Annotated in this window: 19 protein-coding genes; 5 read left to right on the forward strand and 14 right to left on the reverse strand. The window is 64.2% G+C overall.

Translation table 11 applies throughout. The features are described from left to right. Positions 1 to 62: 62 nt before the first annotated feature. The 7 genes from ACTJJN_RS17785 to exaC all read right to left on the reverse strand — a co-directional run bounded on the left by ACTJJN_RS17785 (position 63) and on the right by exaC (position 7794). On the reverse strand, positions 63 to 878 hold the full coding sequence (locus ACTJJN_RS17785; protein ID WP_060538986.1) for a zinc-dependent peptidase: 816 nt from the start codon (positions 876 to 878) through the stop codon (positions 63 to 65). A gap of 20 nt (positions 879 to 898) precedes the next feature. After that, positions 899 to 1546, reverse strand: a complete 648-nt coding sequence (locus ACTJJN_RS17790) for a DedA family protein (protein ID WP_003255361.1) — start codon at positions 1544 to 1546, stop codon at positions 899 to 901. A 217-nt stretch (positions 1547 to 1763) separates the two neighbouring features. Then, on the reverse strand, positions 1764 to 2222 hold the full coding sequence (locus ACTJJN_RS17795) for a GNAT family N-acetyltransferase (RefSeq protein ID WP_012051075.1): 459 nt from the start codon (positions 2220 to 2222) through the stop codon (positions 1764 to 1766). Positions 2223 to 2329: 107 nt separating this feature from the next. Continuing rightward, on the reverse strand, positions 2330 to 3148 hold the full coding sequence (eutC, locus tag ACTJJN_RS17800; protein WP_003255358.1) for an ethanolamine ammonia-lyase subunit EutC: 819 nt from the start codon (positions 3146 to 3148) through the stop codon (positions 2330 to 2332). 8 nt (positions 3149 to 3156) lie between these two features. Then, the gene (locus tag ACTJJN_RS17805) at positions 3157 to 4551 is read right to left on the reverse strand and encodes an ethanolamine ammonia-lyase subunit EutB (protein ID WP_021783948.1); all 1395 of its coding nucleotides are present in this window, start codon (positions 4549 to 4551) and stop codon (positions 3157 to 3159) included. 46 nt (positions 4552 to 4597) lie between these two features. Next, positions 4598 to 6046 carry an ethanolamine permease gene (gene eat / locus ACTJJN_RS17810; RefSeq protein ID WP_003255355.1) on the reverse strand — a complete coding sequence of 483 codons (1449 nt, stop codon included), beginning with the start codon at positions 6044 to 6046 and terminating at the stop codon, positions 4598 to 4600. Between the two features lie 227 nt (positions 6047 to 6273). Continuing rightward, positions 6274 to 7794, reverse strand: coding sequence for an acetaldehyde dehydrogenase ExaC (exaC, locus tag ACTJJN_RS17815; RefSeq protein ID WP_004577014.1), 1521 nt, complete (start codon positions 7792 to 7794; stop codon positions 6274 to 6276). 254 nt (positions 7795 to 8048) lie between these two features. On the opposite strand from exaC, the gene ACTJJN_RS17820 reads away from it, so the two are divergent. The 4 genes from ACTJJN_RS17820 (at position 8049) to ACTJJN_RS17835 (ending at position 12366) form a co-directional block, all read left to right on the forward strand. Then, positions 8049 to 10040, forward strand: coding sequence for a sigma-54-dependent Fis family transcriptional regulator (locus ACTJJN_RS17820; protein ID WP_440781471.1), 1992 nt, complete (start codon positions 8049 to 8051; stop codon positions 10038 to 10040). Between the two features lie 66 nt (positions 10041 to 10106). Then, positions 10107 to 11456 carry a UDP-N-acetylmuramate:L-alanyl-gamma-D-glutamyl-meso-diaminopimelate ligase gene (mpl, locus tag ACTJJN_RS17825; protein ID WP_440781472.1) on the forward strand — a complete coding sequence of 450 codons (1350 nt, stop codon included), beginning with the start codon at positions 10107 to 10109 and terminating at the stop codon, positions 11454 to 11456. Beyond that, positions 11453 to 12082 carry a flavin prenyltransferase UbiX gene (gene ubiX, locus ACTJJN_RS17830; RefSeq protein WP_003255348.1) on the forward strand — a complete coding sequence of 210 codons (630 nt, stop codon included), beginning with the start codon at positions 11453 to 11455 and terminating at the stop codon, positions 12080 to 12082. Before mpl ends, ubiX begins: the two co-directional genes overlap by 4 nt. After that, complete coding sequence (locus ACTJJN_RS17835) at positions 12079 to 12366, forward strand: YceK/YidQ family lipoprotein (protein ID WP_003255347.1); 288 nt, start codon at positions 12079 to 12081, stop codon at positions 12364 to 12366. The genes ubiX and ACTJJN_RS17835 overlap by 4 nt, the downstream gene beginning before the upstream one ends. Positions 12367 to 12474: 108 nt before the next feature. Here the strand turns inward: ACTJJN_RS17835 and ACTJJN_RS17840 are convergent, their stop codons facing one another. The 7 genes from ACTJJN_RS17840 to ACTJJN_RS17870 form a co-directional block, all read right to left on the reverse strand. Beyond that, positions 12475 to 13119 (reverse strand): oxidoreductase, encoded by a 645-nt coding sequence (locus ACTJJN_RS17840; RefSeq protein ID WP_014755198.1) that lies wholly within the window; start codon positions 13117 to 13119, stop codon positions 12475 to 12477. A gap of 27 nt (positions 13120 to 13146) precedes the next feature. Continuing rightward, positions 13147 to 14880, reverse strand: a complete 1734-nt coding sequence (locus ACTJJN_RS17845; protein ID WP_014755199.1) for a C13 family peptidase — start codon at positions 14878 to 14880, stop codon at positions 13147 to 13149. 212 nt (positions 14881 to 15092) lie between these two features. After that, positions 15093 to 16157: a 2,3-butanediol dehydrogenase gene (locus ACTJJN_RS17850; protein ID WP_223279163.1), complete on the reverse strand. Its 1065-nt coding sequence runs from the start codon at positions 16155 to 16157 to the stop codon at positions 15093 to 15095. Positions 16158 to 16209: 52 nt separating this feature from the next. Further along, on the reverse strand, positions 16210 to 17316 hold the full coding sequence (locus tag ACTJJN_RS17855) for an acetoin dehydrogenase dihydrolipoyllysine-residue acetyltransferase subunit (RefSeq protein ID WP_221100833.1): 1107 nt from the start codon (positions 17314 to 17316) through the stop codon (positions 16210 to 16212). Then, positions 17313 to 18335 (reverse strand): alpha-ketoacid dehydrogenase subunit beta, encoded by a 1023-nt coding sequence (locus ACTJJN_RS17860; RefSeq protein WP_010951829.1) that lies wholly within the window; start codon positions 18333 to 18335, stop codon positions 17313 to 17315. Before ACTJJN_RS17860 ends, ACTJJN_RS17855 begins: the two co-directional genes overlap by 4 nt. A 33-nt stretch (positions 18336 to 18368) precedes the next feature. Beyond that, positions 18369 to 19346, reverse strand: coding sequence for a thiamine pyrophosphate-dependent dehydrogenase E1 component subunit alpha (locus ACTJJN_RS17865; RefSeq protein WP_003255338.1), 978 nt, complete (start codon positions 19344 to 19346; stop codon positions 18369 to 18371). A gap of 22 nt (positions 19347 to 19368) precedes the next feature. Further along, positions 19369 to 20424 carry an ATP-NAD kinase family protein gene (locus ACTJJN_RS17870; protein WP_440781473.1) on the reverse strand — a complete coding sequence of 352 codons (1056 nt, stop codon included), beginning with the start codon at positions 20422 to 20424 and terminating at the stop codon, positions 19369 to 19371. 283 nt (positions 20425 to 20707) lie between these two features. Between ACTJJN_RS17870 and ACTJJN_RS17875 the strand changes: the two genes are divergently transcribed. Further along, complete coding sequence (locus ACTJJN_RS17875) at positions 20708 to 22561, forward strand: sigma-54-dependent Fis family transcriptional regulator (RefSeq protein ID WP_003255335.1); 1854 nt, start codon at positions 20708 to 20710, stop codon at positions 22559 to 22561. Positions 22562 to 22825 lie beyond the last annotated feature (264 nt).

The following is a 22825-nucleotide window of genomic DNA, read 5'->3' on the forward strand; positions in this document are numbered from 1 at the left end:
TGGCGGCGATTATAGGCACATTCTGCCGGGGCATGCCACGCTTGGCCTGATGTGCGGGCCCGTCAGGCGTGGCTTTCGCGGTACTCGGGGTGTTCCGCCTGCAGCTGGCACAGGCGCGCCAGCGGGTCTTGCCGGTAGAACAGCGACAACTGGCGGTAGACCTGTGGATAAGCCTGATGAAGCAGGTCGGGGGCACTAAAGAAGTACTCGCTGGTAACGGCAAAGAACTCTGCCGGGTTTTCCGCAGCGTAGGGGTCGATGGCGGTTTCGGCGTCGGGGTTGGCGTCCAGTTGCTGGTTGAGGTCGTCGTAGGCCTGCTGCATGGCTGTTGCCCACTCATCAACGGGCATGCTGCTGTGCAGCGGTGGCAGGCCGTTGGCATCGCCATTGAGCATGTCGAGCTTGTGCGCCAGCTCATGGATGACCAGGTTGTAAGCCTCCCAGCCACCACTGGCCTGCACGCCGTTCCAGGCCAGGATGATCGGCCCCTGCTGCCACGCCTCGCCGCTGTGTTCGCCGTCCCACACATGCTCCACGCCGCTGGCATCGCGGTGGCGCTGGGGGCTCTTGAAGTCGTCGGGGTACAGGATGATTTCGTGGAAGCCCTGGTACCAGTTCAGCTCACCCAGGTGAAGCAGCGGTAACTGTGCCTGGGCGGCCAGCATCAGGCGCTGCTCGTCGTCCAGCTCGACACCGGGCAGGCAGGTGAGGTGCTTGTCGAGCAGGAACAGGATGCAGGCTTCGCGCAGCCAGCGGTCTTCAGCGTCGCTGATGCCGTCCAGCATCGGCAGCCGCTCGCGTACGGCCTGCCATTGCTGTGGCGTGATCGGGTAACGCGCCAGAGTACGCTTGCGCCGCCAGGCGCTGAATGACCACATGCCGTTTGTTCTTTACCTGTTCAGTGAGCCTTGGCCGTACGGCCCAGGCGCCCACGCAGCAAGCCGAGAATCATCGGCACCAGCGACAGGATGATGATGCCCACCACCATCAGCGACAGGTGCTGCTTGATGAACGGCACGTTGCCGAAGAAGTAGCCCAAGGTGACCAGGCCGCCGACCCAAAGCAGCGAACCGGCAACGCTGAAACCGAGGAAGCGTGGATAGTGCATGTGAGCGATGCCCGCGACGAACGGTGCGAAGGTGCGCAAGATGGGCAGGAAGCGCGCCATGGTCACGGTCTTGCCGCCATGGCGTTCATAGAAATCGTGGGTACGCTGCAGGTAGTCGCGGCGGAAGATCTTGGAGTTGGGGTTGTTGAACAAACGCTCGCCGGCTGTTCGGCCGATCACGTAATTGGTGCTGTCGCCCAGGATTGCAGCGGCCATCAGCAGGCCGGCCAGCAGCACCGGGTCCATGCCGCCACCCGCCGCCACGGCGCCGGCGATGAACAGCAGCGAGTCGCCTGGCAGGAATGGCATCACTACCAGGCCGGTTTCGCAGAAGATCACGGTGAACAGGATGGCGTAGATCCAGGGACCGTAATTGGTGACCAGCAGATCGAGGTAGGCATCGAGATGCAGGATAAGGTCCAGCGGGTTGAAATCCATGTACAGCACCTGTGTTCTTGGGCGTAGGCTTGGTTACCGGGGGGAGGGTAAATTTTCACACATGACAGGTGAGCCATTATACGGCTAAGTCAGGAACATGCCCGGAGAGTTTGTAGCGGGGGGTTACGGTAGAGGGGTATTCCTTTGCCAACTGCTTCGCGGGCACGCCCGTTCCCACAAGGATCACTACTTTGCTCGTGGAAGCGGGCGGTGCCGGTCAATCCTGGCTGATTGGCAGGATGTAGCTCTTGAACTCGGTATCCTCACGAAACCCGATGGATTCGTAAGTCTTGTGCGCCACTTCATTGTTCGCGCTGGTTGACACGCGCATGCGCACGGCATTGGTCTCTTTGGCCATTTTCTTCGCTTCGCGAATCAGGTGGTCGGCGACCAGCATGCGCCGGGAGTCCTCGGCTACATAGATATCGTTGAGAATCCATACCCGCTTCAACGACAGCGACGAGTAGCTCGGGTACAGCTGGCAAAAGCCCAGCAGTTTGCTGTCGTCATCATCCGGAAGTGCCAGGTAAATCACCGATTCGTCCCGCTTCAGGCGCTTTTCCAAAAAGCTGCGCGAGCTGTCGGGGTAGGGCAGTTGCCCGTAGAACTCACGGTATTTGACGAACAACGGGGTGAGCAGGTCGAGGTGTTCCAGGGTTGCTTTGATGATGCGCATGTGCGGCCCTCAGAGTCCATTTGGGAAACAGCGGAATGCCAGCAGCGTTCAAGGGCATGCTGCCCAATGCACGGCACAAGTGCAATCCGCCTTCCGTGACAGGTTTTTTACTCTTTGCCGAGCAGGAAGTTACCTTTCTGGCTGGCGCTGTCTTCATTCTCCAGGCTATGGACCTCGGCTTCGTCCTTCAGATTCACCCCGGAAAGCTGTCGCCGGCAGGCTTCGCGCATCAGGTACAACAGGCGGTGCGCCGCCATGCCATAGCTCAGCCCCTCCAGGCGGATATTGGAAATGCAGTTGCGGTAGGCATCGGTCAGGCCGACCTTGGGTGCGTAAGTGAAATACAGGCCAAGGCTGTCGGGCGAGCTCAGCCCCGGGCGCTCGCCGATCAGCATCACCGTCATCCGGGCGCCCAGCAGCTCGCCGACCTCGTCGGCCACTGCCACGCGGCCCTGCTGCACCAGTACCACCGGGGCGCTGGTCCAGCCGTCGGCGGCAGCCTGTTCGTCGAAGCGGGTCAGGAACGGTAGCGTGTGGCGATGCACGGCCAGTGCCGAGAGGCCGTCAGCCACCACGATGGCCAGATCGACGCCGCCGGGGTTGGCCTGGGCGTGCTGGCGAAGCGTCGTAATCGAGTCTTCGTTCAGCCGCCGTCCAAGGTCCGGGCGCTGCAGGTACTGGTGGCGGTCGCTGGCAGCGCTGTGCAACACCAGGCTTTCGCGCCCGCGGTCACTCAGCTGGCTGGCCAGGCCGGCGTGGTCGAAAGCCAGGTGCACGGCATCTCGTGCCTGGGCATGGGCGAACTGGAAGTCCAGCTGCGCCCCGGTCGGCAGGCTGGTGCCGGTGCGGCCCAGGGCAATGCGCGCCGGGGTCAGGTTGCGCAGGGCCAGCCAAGGGTTGTCGGGGGTAGGCGTGCGATGGTCCATGGTCGTCCCTATGCAAGCTGTGCCAAGGCCTGGCGGAAAGCCGGCGGCAGGTTGTCACCGAAGCGCACCCGGCCATCGGCCTGAGTGAAGATGCCGGTGCGGGCCAGCCATGCCTCGAATTCCGGCCCGGGCTTCAGGCCCAGGGTCTGGCGCGCGTACAACGCGTCGTGGAACGAGGTGGTCTGGTAGTTGAGCATGATGTCGTCGGAGCCGGGGATGCCCATGATGAAGTTGATGCCGGCCACACCCAGCAGCGTCAGCAAGGTGTCCATGTCGTCCTGATCGGCTTCGGCGTGGTTGGTGTAGCAGATATCGCAACCCATCGGCACGCCCAGCAGCTTGCCGCAGAAATGGTCTTCGAGGCCGGCGCGGATGATCTGCTTGCCGTTGTAGAGGTATTCCGGGCCAATGAAACCGACCACGGTGTTGACCAGGAACGGCTTGAAGTGACGGGCCACGGCATAGGCGCGGGTTTCGCAGGTCTGCTGGTCGACGCCGTGGTGGGCGTTGGCCGAGAGCGCGCTGCCCTGGCCGGTTTCGAAATACATCAGGTTCTGCCCGAGGGTGCCGCGTTTCAGCGACAGACCCGCTTCGTAGCCTTCCTGCAACACGTTCAGGTTGATGCCGAAGCTGGCGTTGGCCGCCTCTGTGCCGGCGATGGACTGGAACACCAGGTCCAGTGGCACGCCGCGGTTGATCGCTTCGATCGAGGTGGTGACGTGGGTCAGCACGCAGGACTGGGTGGGGATGTCGTAGCGCTGGATGATGGCGTCGAGCATTTCCAGCAGGGCGCAGATCGAAGCGATGCTGTCGGTGGCCGGGTTGATGCCGATCATGGCGTCGCCGTTGCCGTACAGCAAGCCGTCGAGAATGCTGGCGGCAATACCGGCCGGCTCGTCTGTCGGGTGGTTGGGTTGCAGCCGGGTCGACAGGCGCCCGCGCAGGCCCATGGTGCCGCGGAACCGGGTGACCACGCGGATTTTCTGCGCCACCAGCACCAGGTCCTGCACGCGCATGATCTTCGAAACGGCAGCGGCCATTTCCGGGGTCAACCCGGGCGCCAGGGCGCGCAGGCTGTCTTCGTTGGCTTCCTCGCTCAGCAGCCAGTCGCGCAGGCCACCCACGGTCAGGTGGCTGACCGGGGCGAAGGCCTGGGCATCGTGGGTGTCGATGATCAGGCGGGTCACTTCATCTGCTTCGTAAGGGATCAGTGCTTCATTGAGAAAGTGCGTCAACGGAATATTGGCCAACGCCATCTGCGCGGCGACGCGCTCACCGTCGTTGCTGGCCGCGACACCTGCCAGGCAGTCCCCGGAGCGTGCCGGGCTGGCCTTGGCCATCACGTCCTTGAGGCTGTCGAAGCGGTAGACCAAGTGGCCGACCGTGTGTACGAAACTTGCCATACAGAATCTCCAGAGCCGCGGGTTGCCCCGCGGCGGGTGGCGGCGATCAGTGCAGGGCCTCTTCGGCCTTCTGGATCGCGGCGAATTCCTCTTCCGGTGTGCCCGCAACCAGGTGGTGGCGGCTGTAGAAAGCAAAGTAGGCAATTAATACCGCATAGATCACTGCAGCGCCAATGACTACCCGCGGGTCAACCAGGAATCCGGCGACCACGGCGATGCACGCCAGCACCAGCGCCAGGCCGGATGTGAAGATGCCACCCGGGGTGCGGTAGGGGCGCTCCATCTTTGGCCGGCGGATGCGCAGGGTGATGTGCGCAGCCATCATCAGCACGTAAGACAGGGTAGCGCCAAACACTGCCACCAGGATCAGCAAGTCACCCTGGCCCGTCAGCGACAGGGCAAAACCGATGATGCCGGGGATGACCAAGGCCAGTACCGGGGCCTTGCTCTTGTTGGTTTCCGACAGTTTGCGCGGCAGGTAACCGGCGCGGGACAGGGCGAAGATCTGCCGGGAATAGGCATAGATGATCGAGAAGAAGCTGGCGATCAGCCCGGCCAGACCGACCAGGTTGACGAAGCCGCCCATCCAGGTGGAGCCGCCGTAGGCCTTCGACAGGGCTTCGACCAGCGGGTTACCGGAGGCCTTCAGCGCCTCGGAGCCTGCGCCGCCTGGGCCGACCACCAGGATCAGCAAGGCGAAGGCCAGCAGTACCAGCATGGCGCCGATCAGGCCGCGTGGCAGGTCACGCTTGGGGTTCTTGGTTTCTTCTGCGGCCAGCGGCACGCCTTCGACGGCAAGGAAGAACCAGATGGCGTAGGGGATGGCTGCCCACACGCCGACATAGCCAAACGGCAGGAAGCTGCTGGCGCCGACGGCGTCCGTTTTGGCGATGTCGAACAGGTTGGCTGCATCAAAATGGGGCACCATGCCTATCAGGAATACGGCCAGGGCAATGGCGGCGATGGCGGTGATGATGAACATCAGCTTCAGTGCCTCACCCACGCCGAAAATGTGGATGCTGATGAACACGATGTAGAACGCCAGGTAGATCATCCAGCCGCCGATACCGAACAGCGATTGACAGTAGGCGCCGATGAACACCGCGATGGCGGCTGGGGCGATGGCGTATTCGATCAGGATCGCCGTGCCGGTCAAAAAGCCGCCCCACGGGCCGAAGGCACTGCGGGCAAAGCCATAGCCACCGCCAGCGGTGGGGATCATCGACGACAGTTCGGCCAGCGAGAAGCACATGCACAGGTACATGGTTGCCATCAGCAAGGTGGCCAGGAACATGCCGCCCCAGCCGCCCTGCGCCAGGCCGAAGTTCCAGCCGGCGTAATCGCCGGAAATGACGTACGCCACGCCCAGGCCGACCAGCAGTACCCAGCCGGCGGCGCCTTTTTTCAGTTCACGTTGCTGGAAATAGTCAGAGCCGACTTTCTCGAAGTCGACGGAGGAGCCTGCCGGCGATCCGGCGGAATGTTCGCTTGGCATAGATTCACCTGTTGTTTTTCTTGGTGGCCAGAAGGGTTCCGGGCCCATGGTGATGGGTGCTGCAGGAAGCGAGCCAGGGCGGCTGGTGCATGGTTGCTGCCCTGGGTTTTGTGTAAAGCAGATCCGGCCTCTTCGCGGGCTTGCCCGCTCCCACAGGTACCGCACCGGTTCTGGAACCAACGGTGAACCTGTAGGAGCGGGTTTACCCGCGAAGAAGGCGACGCGGTCTAGAAGAAGCCCAACGGATTGATGTCGTAGCTCACCAGCAGGTTCTTGGTCTGCTGATAGTGATCCAGCATCATCTTGTGCGTCTCACGCCCAACCCCCGACTTCTTGTACCCGCCGAACGCGGCATGCGCCGGGTACAGGTGGTAGCAGTTGGTCCACACACGGCCAGCCTTGATGCCGCGGCCCATGCGGTAGGCACGGTTGATGTCGCGGGTCCACACGCCGGCGCCCAGGCCGAACTCGGTGTCGTTGGCAATCGCCAGTGCTTCGGCTTCGTCCTTGAAGGTGGTGACGCTGACCACCGGGCCGAAGATTTCTTCCTGGAACACGCGCATCTTGTTGTTGCCCTTGAGCAGGGTCGGCTGGATGTAGTAACCGGTAGCCAGCGAACCTTCCAGCTTCTCGACCTTGCCGCCGGTGAGCAACTCGGCGCCTTCGTCCTGGGCGATCTGCAGGTACGAGAGGATCTTTTCGAACTGCTGCTGCGAGGCCTGGGCGCCGACCATGGTGTCGGTGTCCAGCGGGTCGCCGCGCTTGATCTGCAGCACCTTCTTCATCACCACTTCCATGAACTGCGGATAGATCGACTCTTGCACCAGGGCACGCGACGGGCAGGTGCACACTTCGCCCTGGTTGAAGAACGCCAGCACCATGCCTTCTGCCGCCTTCTCGATGAAGCTTGGCTCGGCCTGCATGATGTCTTCGAAGTACACGTTCGGCGACTTGCCACCCAGTTCGACGGTGGACGGGATGATGTTCTCGGCGGCGCATTTCATGATGTGCGAGCCGACCGGGGTAGAGCCGGTGAAGGCGATCTTGGCGATGCGTTTGCTGGTGGCCAGGGCTTCACCGGCTTCGCGGCCATAGCCTTGCACGACGTTGAGCACGCCAGGTGGCAGCAGGTCGCCAATGACTTCGAGCAGCACGGTGATGCCCAGCGGCGTCTGTTCGGCAGGCTTGAGCACCACGCAGTTACCAGCGGCCAGTGCCGGGGCAAGCTTCCAGGCAGCCATCAGGATCGGGAAGTTCCAGGGGATGATCTGCCCGACCACGCCCAGTGGCTCGTGGATGTGGTAGGCCACGGTGCCTTCATTGATTTCGGCAGCGCCGCCTTCCTGGGCGCGGATGCAGCCAGCGAAATAGCGGAAGTGGTCGACCGCCAGCGGAATGTCGGCGTTGAGGGTTTCGCGGATCGGCTTGCCGTTGTCCCAGGTTTCGGTGATGGCCAGCAATTCGAGGTTCTGCTCGATACGGTCGGCGATCTTCAGCAGCACGTTGGAACGATCCTGCACTGAAGTGCGGCCCCAGGCGTCGGCCGCAGCATGGGCGGCATCCAGGGCCTTCTCGATGTCTTCGGCAGTAGAGCGGGGGAATTCAGCGATCAGCTTGCCATTCACCGGGGAGGTATTTTCGAAGTACTGCCCCTTTACCGGAGTAACGAACTCACCACCGATGTAGTTGCCGTAGCGGCTCTTGAAGGAAACCTTCGCGCCTTCGGTACCGGGATGTGCATAACGCATGGTGTGTCTCCTTGGTATTGTGCTTTTTAGGGAGTTGGAAAGCATAGAGCAAGGGTTGGGCCAGTGTTGGCCACGCCAGGCAAATCAATGACTTGAGTCATTTTTACGGGGCTGATCAAGGGCCGCTGTACCGGTGCCGGTACGCCTGGGGTGACATTTTGTGCCGTTTGCGACACATCACAGGCGTGTGCATTGCAAAGCCTACCCGGGTGGAGGATGCTGGGCTGACGCTCTATCTGCGGAGAATTACAACAATGCAGAGCAATCACTTCACGCGCCATGCCCGGCAGGTGCATAGCGTTGCCCATGGTGGGGCCGGGGAGGGCGGCAGTGACCCGTCCATCGCCCGCTCCTGGCTGCGCTGCCTGGAGGATTACCACCTCGACCCGGCGGTGATCGAAGCGCCGGTGGTGCTTGAGCATGGGCGCCTGCTGGAAAGCCGCGAGCGCCTGCATCAGGTGCTGCAAATTGCCGACCATGAAATGAACAGCCTGCACCAGCAGCTTTCCGGCGCAGGCCACGCGGTGCTGCTGACCGACGCCCGCGGGGTGATCCTCAATTGCGTCAGTGCCCCCGCCGAGCGGCGCAGCTTCGAGCGTGCCGGGCTGTGGTTGGGCGCTGACTGGAGCGAGGCGCGCGAGGGCACCAATGGCATCGGCACCTGCCTGGTCGAGCGCCAGGCGCTGACCATCCATCAGAACGAGCACTTCCGTGGCCGTCACACCGGGCTGACCTGCTCGGCCAGCCCGGTGTTCGACCCGCATGGCGACCTGCTGGCGGTACTCGACGTGTCCTCTGCGCGCCCCGACGTATCGCGGCAAAGCCAGTTCCACACCATGGCGTTGGTCAACCTGTCGGCAAAGATGATCGAAAGCTGCTATTTCCTGCGCCATTTCGAGCAGCAATGGTTATTGCGTTTTCACCTCAGCGAAGGCTTGCTGGCGTTCGACGGCGATGGGCGCATTTGCGCTGCCAACCAAAGCGCACTGAACCTGCTGGGCACGGTACGGGGCGGCGTGCTGGGCAAACCGTTGGCTTGCTTTTTCGCGTGCAGCCATGACGAAATGTTCAGCCGTGCCACGCCCGGCGGCAGTACTGCCTGGCCGCTGCGCACCCTGGACGGTCGCCAGGTGTTCGCCAGCCTGCGGGGGCAGGCCCGGGCGCCGGTGTGGTCGGTGCCGGCCGCCCAGCCGCGGCCCGCAGGTGAAGTGGAGCCGCTGGTCTGTCTGCTGGACCCTGCGTTGCAAAATGATTTCCGCCGCAGCGTGCGGGTGTTCGAGCGCGATGTGCCATTGCTGCTGCGCGGCGAGACCGGCTGTGGCAAGGAGGCCTTCGCCCAGGCTGTGCATCAGGCCAGTGAGCGGCGCGGCAAGCCGTTCGTCGCCATCAACTGCGCTTCTATTCCGGAAAGCCTGATCGAGAGTGAGCTGTTCGGGTACCGCGGCGGCAGTTTTACCGGCGCGCGCAAGGAGGGCATGCGCGGCAAGCTGTTGCAGGCCGACGGCGGCACCTTGCTACTGGACGAGATCGGCGATATGCCGCTTGCCCTGCAAACCCGACTGCTGCGGGTACTGGAGGAGCGCCAGGTGGTGCCGATCGGGGGAGAGCCACAGGCGGTGGACGTGCGCATCGTCAGCGCTACGCACCGTGACCTGCTGGAACGGGTTGAACAGGGCAGTTTCCGCGAGGACCTGTATTACCGCCTCAATGGCCTGGAGGTAGCGCTGCCGGCGGTGCGCGAACGCAGTGACAAGGCGCAGTTGCTGGACTTTCTGCTACGCCAGGAGACGCAGGGGCAACGCATAGACATCGAGCCCAGGGCGCGGCAGGCGCTGCTCGCATTTAACTGGCCGGGGAACGTGCGGCAGATGCGCAATGTGCTGCGTACCCTGGTGGCGCTTTGCGAAGATGCCCGCATCACCTTTACGGACCTCCCCGCAGTCATCCGCACCAGCCCACCTCCCGTGGGGGCGGGCGAGCCCGCGAAGATATCCGACCAGGCAATAGAGGGCGAGGGCGTTGCCCTCGTTCGCGGGCAAGCCCGCTCCCACAGGTCCGGCGGTGCCGCAGAGATCGAGGGTGAATCTGTAGGGACCGAGGTTCTGCTCGACGCGGAGCGGCAAGCGCTGAAGGAGGTCCTGGAGGCAAAACACTGGCATCTCACCCGCGTTGCCGAGCACTTGGGCATCAGCCGCAATACCTTGTATCGAAAACTGCGCAAACACGGCATTACCAGGGGCGACTGAGCGAAACAGCGGGTGCGATTTGTCGCGCCCTGGGCTACCCTGCCTCGATGTTTTGCGAGGTCGACCATGCATATTCACATTCTCGGTATTTGCGGCACTTTCATGGGTTCGCTGGCGGTGCTGGCCAAGGAACTTGGCCACCGCGTCACTGGCTCCGACGCCAACGTCTATCCCCCGATGAGCACCCAACTCGAAGCCCAGGGTATCGAACTGACCCAAGGCTATGACCCGGCCCAGTTGGATCCGGCGCCAGACCTGGTGGTCATCGGCAACGCCATGTCGCGCGGCAACCCAGCGGTTGAATACGTGCTGAACAAGGGCCTGCCCTACGTCTCCGGCCCGCAGTGGCTGGCCGACCACGTGCTGCAAGGCCGCTGGGTGCTGGCCGTTGCCGGTACTCACGGCAAAACCACCACCAGCAGCATGCTGGCCTGGGTGCTGGAGCACGCCGGCATGAGCCCGGGCTTCCTGATTGGTGGCGTGCCGCAGAACTTCTCGGTGTCGGCCCGCTTGGGCGACACGCCGTTCTTTGTGGTGGAAGCCGACGAGTACGACAGCGCCTTCTTCGACAAGCGCTCGAAGTTCGTCCACTATCACCCGCGTACCGCGATCCTCAACAACCTTGAGTTCGATCACGCGGACATCTTCCCGGACCTGGCCTCGATCGAGCGGCAGTTCTACCACCTGGTGCGGACTATCCCCAGCGAAGGCCTGGTCATCCACCCGACCACCGAACAAGCGCTGGAGCGTGTGATCGGCATGGGCTGCTGGACCCCTGTGCAAACCACCGGTGAGGGCGGCCAGTGGCAAGCCCGCCTGCTCAGCCCCGATGGCTCGCGCTTTGAAGTCCTGTTCGAGGGCGAAGTGCAGGGTGTGGTGGACTGGGCGCTGACCGGCCAGCACAACGTCGCCAATGCCTTGGCCACCCTGGCAGCAGCGCGTCATGTAGGCGTGGTGCCCGCCATGGGCATCGACGGCCTGAGTGCGTTCAAGAGCGTCAAGCGGCGCATGGAGAAGGTTGCCGAAGTACAAGGTGTGACCATCTACGATGACTTCGCCCACCATCCGACCGCCATTGCCACCACGCTCGACGGCCTGCGCAAGCGGGTGGGGGAGGCACCTGTGATCGCGGTGATCGAGCCACGCTCCAACTCGATGAAACTCGGTGCCCACCGTGACGGCCTGCCAGAAAGCGTCAACGACGCCGACCAGGTGATCTGGTATGCGCCGGCCAACCTCGGCTGGGACCTGGCCGCCACCGCTGCGCAGTGCAAGGTACCCAGCGTGGTGGCCGACAGCCTCGAAGCGATCATCGAGCGGATCAAAGGCCAGGCTCGCCCAGGCACCCATGTGGTGATCATGAGCAACGGCGGCTTCGGCGGCCTGCACGGCAAGCTGGCCGAGGCGCTGAAGTGAACGGGCCGGAACGCATCACCCTGGCCATGACGGGCGCCTCGGGTGCCCAGTATGGCCTTCGCCTGCTCGATTGCCTGGTACGCGAAGACCGCGAGGTGCACTTCCTGATCTCCAAGGCCGCACAGTTGGTGATGGCCACCGAGACGGATGTTGTGTTGCCGGCCAAGCCCCAGGCGATGCAGGCCTTCCTGACCGAATACACCGGCGCGGCCGATGGGCAGATCCGTGTGTATGGCAAGGAAGACTGGATGTCGCCGGTAGCCTCGGGTTCTGGCGCCCCGGCGGCAATGGTCGTGGTCCCCTGTTCCACTGGCACTTTGTCGGCCATCGCCACTGGCGCCTGCAACAACCTGATCGAGCGGGCTGCCGACGTCACCCTCAAGGAGCGTCGCCAGCTGATCCTGGTGCCACGCGAAGCGCCGTTCTCCACCATCCACCTGGAAAACATGCTCAAGCTGTCGCAAATGGGCGCGGTGATCTTGCCGGCGGCTCCGGGGTTCTATCACCAGCCGCAGACCATCGACGACCTGGTCGACTTTGTCGTGGCGCGTATCCTCAACCTGCTGAACATCCCCCAGGATATGTTGCCGCGTTGGGGCGAGCACCACTTCGGGGTGGATGATTGAAGCGAGCACTGGCGGGATTGCTGGCGCTGGTGATGCTGGGTGGGTGCGCCACGGTGCGCACGCTGGATGCCAACAAGCCCGGCGCACCGGTGGTGTATGCCGGTACCCGGCTGGATTTGTATGTGATCAATGGCGGGTGTTGCCCGCGGGATCATTACGGGGCGGACGCTCCGGCGTATCCGCGCCTGGATCTGCCCGGCAGCATGCTGCTCGATACCCTGCTGCTGCCGTTGTCTTTGCTGACAGCGGCCGGCATAGGCTTCCAGGCTAGCGGCGGCCTGTGATGGCACTTCTCGCGCGCACGCCCTCTCCCACAGGATCTCCATAATCTTCCGGTGACTACTCACCAGTGGGAGCGGGCGTGCCCGCGAAGAGGCCAGCACAAGCGAAGCCTAGATCTTGCCCAACCTGCGCAACTCATCCGACTCCACAACCCGCACGCCGTCTTCTTCCTCCAGCGCCAGCCGCCACAGTGCTCGCGCCAGGGTACAAGCCCCGATTCCCCGATACTTCCCCGGGATCAACCTGGAAAATGGCGCAACAAGCTGTTCAGTGAGCCGTGGCTCCAGCCGCTCGCCCAGCAGGAACGAGGGCCGCACGATGGTCAACTGTGGCCAGTCCTGAGCCTTGAGCGCTTCTTCCATCTCGCCCTTGACCCGGTTATAGAAAATTGACGACTTAGGGTCGGCGCCCACTGCACTCACCACCAGCAGATGCCGTGCGCCCATTTCTCGGGCACGCTTGCTGAAGGCGACCACCATGTCCAGATCCACTGCGCGGAAAGCCGATTCGGAACCCGCCTGCTTCAGCGTGGTGCCCAGGCAGCAGTACGCGATGTCGACCCGCCCGGCCAGTTGCGGAAGGAATACCGCCGGGTCGCCCACCGGGTTTTCCAGGTGCGGGTGCTCGGCCAATGGCCGACGTGTAGGCGCCAGGACACGGGTGATGGTGGGCTCGTTGAGCAGGCGGTCTAGCAGGTGTTCACCGGTCAGGCCGGTGGCTCCGGCAAGCAGGACATGCTGAGGCGTCAAGTACATGATGTCTCTCCCTTGTTACACACAAGTCTAGTGAGTGCCGGGCATTTTTGCCTGTTCCCTCACGTTGGCCTGTGTGGCGTTACGCAATGCTTCTTCGGCTTGTTGCTGGCGCAGGTGATGCCAGTGCTCAAGCACGGCCGGCGGTGCCCACAGCTGCGGCTCGGAGGCCTCGAAGCCTTCCCTTTGTTCTCTTTCGGCAACGCTGGCACGTGCCAGTTCAAACGCCTGTTTCAGGTCGTCGGTCTGGTTCAGCGCTTCAGCGAACAGGGCATCGCCAAAGTAGGTGAAGTCGGCTTCCTCCGAGCAACCGAAGGAGACGCGGTCGGCCCGGGCAGCGGTCATGATGAGCGTGCGCTCGTCTTTGAGCGGAGCGATATAGCCCCCTGAATAGCAGGCGGAGATGACGATTACCTTGTCGCGATCCTTCAGCGGCGCCAAGGCAGTGGCCAGCTCGTCAGCGGCCAGGTCGGCCAGTTGCAGACGGGGCTGGTCGAGCACCAGCTGGTGGTCCTGGCTGCCATGGCTGGTGAGGTAGATGAACACCAGGTCTTCGGGGCCGCTGCGCTCTGCCAGGGTGGCGGCAGCGCGGGAGAGGTTTTCGCGGGTGGCCATGGGGCGTGTGGCCATGTGGTCGCGGTGGTTGACCAGGGTCACTTGGCCACGGGCGCCAAAGCGCACCTTTAGCAGGTTGCTGACGTAGTCGGCTTCGCGCAGGAATACGCTTTGCTGGCCATCGCCGGCCACGACCAGGCTATACAGCTGGATCGGTGGCGCAGAGCGAGGAACCCGCGCCAGCGCCTCGTCCAGCAGCCGGCCCTGGTTGAGCAAAGCCAGGTCCAGTGGGTCTGGCAGCAGCTTGCCATTCTGGTCGCGCACGCGCACGCCGTTGGCCCATGTTCCGCTTTCGACCTTGCCAGTGGGCAGAATCAGCCGCCCATGGCCATGGTAGGCATCGTTCAGGAAACCGCCGATGTACTTGCTGCCGTCGGCCAGTTGCAGGCTGCCCTGGCCCGACAGACGCCAGTCGGCGAACTCACCCTTGTAGTGGCTGCCATCGCTGCCCAGCAACTCGCCTTCGCCGATCAGCGAGCCGTCCTTGAATTCACCGATCCACACGTCGCCATCGGCATTTTCGTAGCGGCCTCGGCCCTCCAGGCGGTTGTCCTTGAACTCGCCGATGTACTGCTCGCCATCAACGCTGTCGTAGGTGCCGGCGCCTTGTAGCTGGCCGTTGACGAAGTGGCCGCTGAACTGGTTGCCGCTGGCATCGCTGCGCACCCCGGCGCCGTTGGGCTTGCCCTTGGCGAACAGGCCTTGGTAGCGACTGCCGTCGGCCAGCTCCAGTTGGCCTGCGCCGTCGTACAGGTCGTCCTTGAACTGGCCGCGGTAGGTCTGGTCGGTTTGCTTGAGGGTGCCCTCGCCGTCGCGGCGGCCGTGGCGGAAGGTGCCGCTATAGTGGCTGCCCGGGGTGGTCAGCTCGCCCAGGCCCTGAAACAGCCCCTCGGCGAACTGGCCGCGGTAGACCTCGCCGTTCTGGCCATGCCATTCGCCCTGGCCGTGCCACTGGCCGTCCTTGAAGCTGCCGGCGTACCAGCTGCCATTGGGGTAGTCGATCCGGCCCTCACCCTGCAGCAGGCCATCGACCACCTGCCCCCGGTAACGCCCACCGTCAGGCAGCCGTGCGTCCGGTGGGAGCAGCGATTCGCCATCGCCACAGGCGGCGAGCAGCAGGACCAGGGTAATGGGGAGCAATGGACGCATGGCGATGACCGGGCAATAGGTCTGCCGAGTATGACGCAGAATGGGATCCTGAGACAGCGAGCCCCTGTGTCGGCGCACAGCCTTGGAACCTTGCGCGTGCCCTGTAGGAGCGGCTTCAGCCGCGAACACCGGCGAAGCCGGTGCCCTCGACCGTGTTGCTTCTTCGCGGGCCCGCCCGCTCCCACAGGTGCCACGTTGCCTTCAAGGTGCAATCAGCGCACACCTGGTGAAACGATGATCTTCACGTTCTCCTCTTTGTTGTTCACCAGTTCCTCGAAGCCCAGCTCGACAATCTGCTCCAATCCGATCCGGCCGGTTACCAGCGGGCGAATATCCAGCCGACCATCAGCAATGAAGGCAATCACGTCAGCAAACTCGCCGTTGTACGCCAACGCCCCCAGCACCTGCTTCTCGGTGGACACCAGTTCGAAGAAGTTGAACTCGCTGGGCTCTTCGAAAATACCCACCAGCACGCATTTGCCCGCCTTGCGGATGGTGTCGATGGCCAGCTTGGCCGTATGTTTGTTGCCAATGCACTCAAAGCTCACATCGGCGCCCAGCCCTGCAGTCAGTGCGCGGATTTCCGCCAGGGCATCGCACTGGCTGGGGTCCAGCACCACGTTGGCGCCTACCTCTTTGGCCTTGGCTTTGCGTGCTGAGGACATTTCCAGGGCGATAACCTGCGCTGCGCCCGCGGCTTTGGCACACATGATGGTGCAAAGGCCGATGGTGCCGGCCCCCACTACTACAACGGTTTGCCCAAGCAGGCTGCCGGCCTTTTTCACCGCGTGCATACCCACCGCCAGCGGTTCGATCAGTGCCCCGGCTTCGGCAGGGAAGCCCTGCGGCAGCCGGTAGAGCAGGTTGGCGGGCACGTTGACCAGCTCGGCGAAGGCACCGTTGTTCATCAGGCCGGTGAACGCCAGGCGTTCGCAGATGTTGTACAGGCCATGGGTGCAGTAATAGCAGGTACCACAATGCTGGCAGGCGTCTGCCGCCACCGGGTCGCCTACGGCATAGCCTTCCACGCCTTCGCCAAGCTTGGCGATGTGGCCGCAGAATTCGTGGCCGAGGATGCACTGGCCCTGAATGCCGGTCAGCGGGTGCGGGGCCTCTACCGGGATGAACACCGGGCCGGCAACATATTCGTGCAGGTCGGAGCCGCAGATGCCGCACCAGTCCACCTTGATCTGCACCCAGCCCGGCGCTGGGTCGGCCGGCAAAGGTACCTGTTCGACACGAATATCGTTGCGGCCATGCCAGACGGCCGCGCGCATGTGGGTGTGGCTCAGGTCATTCATTGTTGTTCTCCAGGCTCACGAAAAGGGCTTAGTGCTTGCGCAGGAATGCGAGCAGTTGCTGGTTGACCTGTTCGGCCGCCTCCATCTGCACCATGTGGCCGGCCTCTGGCAGCACCAGTACTTCGGCCTCCAGGCCCTCGGCATGGCTGGCCGGGATGATCGCATCCTTGCCACCCCACACCACCAGTGCCGGGTGATTGCCCAGTACCCCGCGCAAGTCGTGGCGCTGCCGGTCGCCGTCGGCGAGCGCCCTTGCCAGCTGCTGCAGGGCCTGGTCCACACCTTCCAGGCGCTTGAACTTGAGCATGTCCTCCAGCATTTGCCGGGTGACCAGCGCCGGGTCGGCAAACAATTGCACCATCTGCGGTTTGAGTGCATTGCGGTTGGCCGCGGTGACGAAACCTTGCAAGTACTGCCCGTTGATCGCTTCGCCCAGACCGGCGCTGGCCACCAGGCTCAGGCTGGCCACCCGCTGCGGGGCCAGGCGCGCCACGTTGAGGCTGACGGCACCGCCCATGGAATGGCCGGCCAGGTGGGCCTTGGCGATGTCCAGGTGGTCGAGCAGGGTGAGCACGGTTTCGCTCAACTCATCCAGGTCGCCCCGCTGCAGGGCCTTGGCCGACTCGCCGTGGCCCGGCAGGTCGAGGGCGATGACCCGCCGCTCGGCAGCCAGCGCCGGGTGGTTGAACAGCCAGTTGTTGAGGTCACCGCCAAACCCGTGCACCAGCACCAGCGGTGTGCCGCCTTCACCCAGCTCGAACCAGCGCAGCAGGCGCCCGCCTACTTCCGCCTTCTGAGGGGCCGGCCCCTGGCTCTGGTCGGCGCCGCCTTCGGCGACGAACTCGGCCTGGAAGCGCTGTACCACGGCATCGATCTCGGCCTCTTCTGCTTCGCCTTCGACGACCACCGCCAGCAGCGCGCCGACGGGCAGGGTTTCATCCGGCTTGGCCACCTGGCGGCGCAGCACGCCGCTGAACGGCGCTTCGACGCTGCTGCTGATCTTGTCGGTCTCGACGTCCAGCACCTCGTCGCCCTTGCTGATTTCGTCACCTTCCTGCTTGAGCCAGGTGTCCACCCGGCCCTCGGTCATCGACAGGCCCCACTTGGGCATGGTCAGGGTATGGATCTGGCTCATGCGGCACTCCTTGCGGCTTCGATCACCTTGCGCACGGCGGCTTCGATCTTCGCCGCGTCAGGGATGTACAGGTCTTCCAGGGCGTCGGAGAACGGCACCGGGGTATGCGGCGCGGTGACCATTTCGATCGGACCCTTGAGTGCGCCAAAAGCCTTCTGTGCCACCAGCGCGCTGATGTCGGTGGCCATCGAGCAGCGCGGGTTGGCTTCATCGATCACCACCAGGCGGCCGGTCTTCTCCACACTTTCCAGAATGCTGTCCTCGTCCAGCGGGCTGGTAGTGCGCAAGTCCAGTACCTCGCAGTCGATGCCCTGGCGGGCCAGGTTGTTGGCGGCCTCCAGCGCCACATGCACCATGCGCCCGTAGGTAACGAGGGTCACGTCGTCGCCATCGCGCAAGAAGTTGGCTTCGCCGAACGGTACGGTGTACACCTCTTCCGGCACCTCGCCCTGCATGCTGTACAGCAGTTTGTGTTCGCAGAAGATCACCGGGTCGTTGTCGCGGATCGCCTGGATCAACAGGCCCTTGGCATCGTAAGGCGAGGATGGGCACACCACCTTCAGGCCGGGGATGTGCGTCCATAGCGAAGTGAGCATCTGCGAGTGCTGGGCTGCCGCACGCAGGCCGGCGCCATACATGGTGCGCATCACCAGCGGGGTCACGGCCTTGCCGCCGAACATGTAGCGGAACTTGGCGGCCTGGTTGAGGATCTGGTCCAGGCAGCAGCCGGCGAAGTCGACGAACATCAGTTCGCACACCGGGCGCAGGCCCTGGGTGGCGGCACCGACGGCCGCGCCGACGTAGCCGATTTCCGACAGCGGCGCGTCAAGCACGCGGCCGGGGAATTGGTGATACAGGCCTTTGGTCACGCCCAACACGCCACCCCAGGCGTCATCCTCGCCGGGCGCACCGGCGCCACCGGCGACGTCTTCGCCAATGATGAACACTGTGCTGTCGCGACGCATTTCCTGGGCCAGGGCTTCGTTGATGGCCTGCTGGTAGCTGATCTTTCTTGCCATGGTGGTTCTCCTGTTGTTCTTGTAATCCGCGGCTCAGGGGTAGGCGACGTAGACGTCGGTGAGCAGGTCGGCGGGCTGTGGCTTGGGATCGGATTTGGCGCGGCGTACGGCGTCTTCGATCAGGTCCTCGACGCGGGCGTCGATGGCGTCCAGTTGCTCGGCCGTGAGCAGGCCGGCGCGGGTGGTCTTGTTGCGAAATTGCATGAGGCAGTCGCGGGATTCGCGCAGGTTCTTCACTTCATCAGGGGCGCGGTAGGTTTGCGCATCGCCTTCGAAATGGCCGTAGTAACGGCTGAGCTTGACCTCGATCAGCGACGGCCCTTGCCCGGAGCGGGCGCGCTCGATGGCAGCGCCGGCGGCCTCGTAGACGGCAAAGAAGTCAAAGCCGTCGATGGTGACGCCTGGCATGCCGAAGCCGGCAGCGCGGTCGGCAATGTGGTCGCAGGCTACGGACCAGTTGGAGGCAGTGGCCTCGGCGTAGCCGTTGTTCTCGGCCACGAAGATGCAGGGCAGGTTCATGATCGACGCCATGTTCATGGCCTCGAACACGGCGCCCTCGTTGGATGCCCCATCGCCGAAGAAGGCTACCGACACGTCATCGCGGCCCTTGAGCTTGGCCGCCAGCGCCGCCCCGGCCACCAGTGGTGCGCCGGCGCCGACGATACCGTTGGCACCGAGCATGCCTTTTTCCAGGTCGGCAATGTGCATCGAGCCGCCCTTGCCGCCGCACACGCCGGTTTTCTTGCCGTAGATCTCGGCCATCATGCCGTACACGTCCACGCCTTTGGCGATGCAGTGGCCATGGCCGCGGTGGGTCGAGGCAATGCAGTCGCTGTCGCGCAGGTGGGCCATGACCCCGGCTGCAGAGGCTTCTTCGCCGGCATACAGGTGGACGAAGCCGGGAATTTCGCCGGTGGCGAACTCCACATGCAGGCGTTCTTCGAAGGCGCGGATGGTCCGCATGACTTCATAGGCATGCAGCAGTTGATCAGTACTGAGTTGATTGGACATCTTGTTGTTCTCCGGGGTTGTCTCAACACGGGTTTGCAGGGTGCAGCCGGTGGCCGCGCGGGACGGCCAGCAGGTGGTGGCGGGCGGCATGCGCCAGCACGGCCTCGACATCCACACTGAGTGGGCCTTGGTGGTCGAGGGTGATGGTGGGGGTGTCATGCTCGGCAAATTCGATTTCGCGTTCGCCGTCCAGGGCCAGGGTGCCGCTGGCGAGGCTCAGGCGCTGGGCGACGCCGGGCGTCAGCTGACCGCAGGCAGTGATGCCGCAGGCTTGCAGCAGGCCGGGCGCCAACGGCGCCAACAGCGCCTGTTCGGCGTCGGGGGCCAGGCGTACCCAGGCGCCGTGCGGGTCTTGCCGTGACACCGGGCACCACAGACCGCACAGGGCCGACAGGCCGATGGCGTGGGGTTCGGCGAAGCAGGCGAAGACTTCGCAGAGGTCCTCGCTGCGGCTGAGCGCACGGGCACCGATGAAGCGCTGCGGCGACACGGCCACCTCGACCAAGGCCCATTCGGCCAGCTGTTGTTCAGGCACGTTCACCAGTAAGCGTTTGTTGCGGCGCAAGCCGATGCTGGCCGGTACCCGGCCACTGGCAAGCAGGCCACCGGCCAGGCCCGCGCTGGTGGCTTCACGAAGTTCGGGGAAGGCGTTGTTGGTGCCGGTGGACAGGGTCAGCAGCGGCACGTCACCGGCCTCGGCGGCGACCGCCTTGTGGGTGCCATCACCGCCCAGCACGGCGATCATCGCCACGCCGCGCTCGACCATGCGCCGGGTAGCCAGGCGGGTATCGGCCACGGTCTGGCTCAGTGGCAGGTCGAGGATCTCGATGGCCGGCCAGTGCTGGTCACGGGCCCCTGGGCCCTGGCTGGCCTTGAGCACTGCAGCAGCGATGCCGGTCATGTCGCTGGGCAACAACACCTGGCCAATGCCGGTGGCGCCGAAAGCGGCCAGCAGGCGCTGGATAGCCGAGGCCTTGTCGGTGCTCGAATAGAGCCCGGCATTGGCGGTCAGGCGGCGCAGGTCGCGGCCAGAGGCAGGGTTGGCAATGATCCCGACAATCGGGGCGGGTAGCGGCATGGCGCACCTCATATTTTTGTTTGCAACGGCAGGAGCAAGCGGGGTGCCAGCTTTCTTCGCGATGGCTGAAGTGGCCGGGCTAGAGGGTTCTGGTCGTGTTCGGGCAGGTCTTCACGGGTGTGGCGGCGAGACGCCGGGTGCCAGCGCCGGGCCGGTGTTGCCGAGACGCTGAGACGCTGCGTCTCAAGCCAGCCGGTAATCACACAGTGCTTGTCGGGGCATGCCCAGAGGCGCTTAATGGCCGGACAACGATAAAAACAGTAACGAGAACCGGAGGGCCTGAATGCTTGCCGCGAACTCCCGAGCCCATGTGGACTGCGTCAGCAGGGTGTTGAAGAATGCCGACCGCCTGCCGCAGGCGCCGGTACCACCGCTGATCCTCGATTCATGGCGCCGCTCCATGGATGTGTACCGCCTCGACCCCGGTTCCCAGCAGGGGCCGCGGATCCTTTCCCAAAGCCTGCTCAACGAATGCCGCGAACGCGCCGAGCTGTTCCTGCGCATCGCCAGCGATGCCGTGGCGCGCTTGCACGAACGGGTGCGCGGCGCTGACTACTGCGTGCTGCTTACCGATGCCCAGGGGCGCACCATCGATTACCGGGTCGAGTCGGCCATCCGCAACGACTGTCGCAAGGCCGGGCTGTATCTGGGGACCTGCTGGTCGGAGGGCGAGGAGGGCACATGCGGTGTGGCGGCGGTGCTGACCAGCAAGGCCCCGGTCACGGTGCACAAGCGCGATCACTTTCGCGCCGCCTTCATCGGCCTGACCTGCACAGCGGCGCCGGTGTTCGACCCATTGGGCGAGCTGCTGGGCGTGGTCGATGTGTCGGCCTTGCAGTCGCCGGACGATCGGCGCAGCCAGCACCTGATCCGCCAACTGGTCGAGCAGACCGCCCGCGAGATCGAAAACGCTTTCTTCATGCACAGCGCCCAGGGCCACTGGGTGATGCGCGCGCATGGCACGCCGGGCTATGTGGAGAGCCAACCCGATTACCTGCTGGCCTGGGATGCCGATGGCCGTTTGCAGGCAATCAACAGCCTGGCGCGGCAACGGCTGGTGGAGCGCCTGGGGCGCTTGCCTGAGCATATTGGCGAACTGTTCGACATCGACCAACTGCGCCGGGTGAGCGCGTCGTCCGCCCAGCGCCTGCCTGGTCTGGGCGGTTTGTATGGCCGGGTCAGCGCACCGCAGCAACGCCAGCGTGCGCAGCCTTTGCGCCAGGCCCAGGACACCCGTATCGAGCAACACCTGCGGTTGGCCACGCGGGTCAAGGACTGCAACCTGGCGGTGCTGGTACTGGGTGAGACCGGGGCCGGCAAGGAGGTATTCGCCCGCCAGCTGCACCAGCAAAGCCAGCGCTGTGATGGCCCGTTCGTTACCCTGAACTGCGCGGCCATTCCGGAAACCTTGATCGAGAGCGAGTTGTTCGGCTATGTGGCCGGGGCCTTCACCGGGGCTTCCAGCAAAGGCATGCAAGGGCTGTTGCAGCAGGCCGATGGCGGCACGCTGTTCCTCGACGAGATCGGGGACATGCCGCTGAACCTGCAAACCCGCCTGCTGCGGGTGCTGGCGGAGGGCGAGGTGGCGCCGCTGGGGGCGGCGCGGCGGGAGCGGGTGGATATTCAGGTGATCTGTGCGACCCATCGCGATCTGGCGGCGATGGTGGAGGACGGGCGATTTCGTGAAGACTTGTACTTCCGCCTGGCCAATGCCCGCTTTGAGCTACCCCCCTTGCGTGAGCGTGATGACCGGCTGGGGCTGATTCACCAGTTGCTGGCCGAAGAGGCTGCGGCCTGCGGGGTGGAGGTGGTGTTGGCGGATGACGCGCTGCAGGCGCTGCTGGTTTATCGCTGGCCGGGCAATTTGCGCCAACTGCGGCAGGTGTTGCGGTATGCCTGTGCGGTGAGTGAAGGCGGGCAGGTACGGCTTCAGGATCTGCCGCAGGAGGTGCGCGGTGAAGCAGTTGGCTCGGCTGAAAGCGGGGTGTCGTGCCCGGCACGGCAGCTGTTGCTGGACGCGCTGATTCGCCATCGCTGGAAGCCGGCTGATGCGGCGCGGGCTTTGGGTATTTCGCGGGCGACGCTTTATCGGCGAGTGCATGAGCATCGCATCGACATGCCGCGGATGAAGGGGTAGAGCCCTGGGGGCGCGCTGCGCCCCTTTCGCGACGCAAGGCCGCTCCCACAAGGACGGCGTCAGTCCTGAGGCATGCGCGCAACCTGTGGGAGCAACTGTCTTGCTCAATTTCTAAAAGCGGGCGCGATCCCTGTGGGAGCGGCCTTGTGTCGCGATAGGGCCGCAACGCGGCCCCAGCTTCAGGCAGGCAATAAAACAACCTGGCACAGAGCCGGGGTGCCCACAAGGACGGCGTCGGTCCTGAGGCATGCGCGCAACCTGTGG

This window comes from Pseudomonas sp. 22515, assembly GCF_052044625.1.
In the GTDB taxonomy this organism is placed as follows: Bacteria; Pseudomonadota; Gammaproteobacteria; order Pseudomonadales; family Pseudomonadaceae; genus Aquipseudomonas; species Aquipseudomonas alloputida.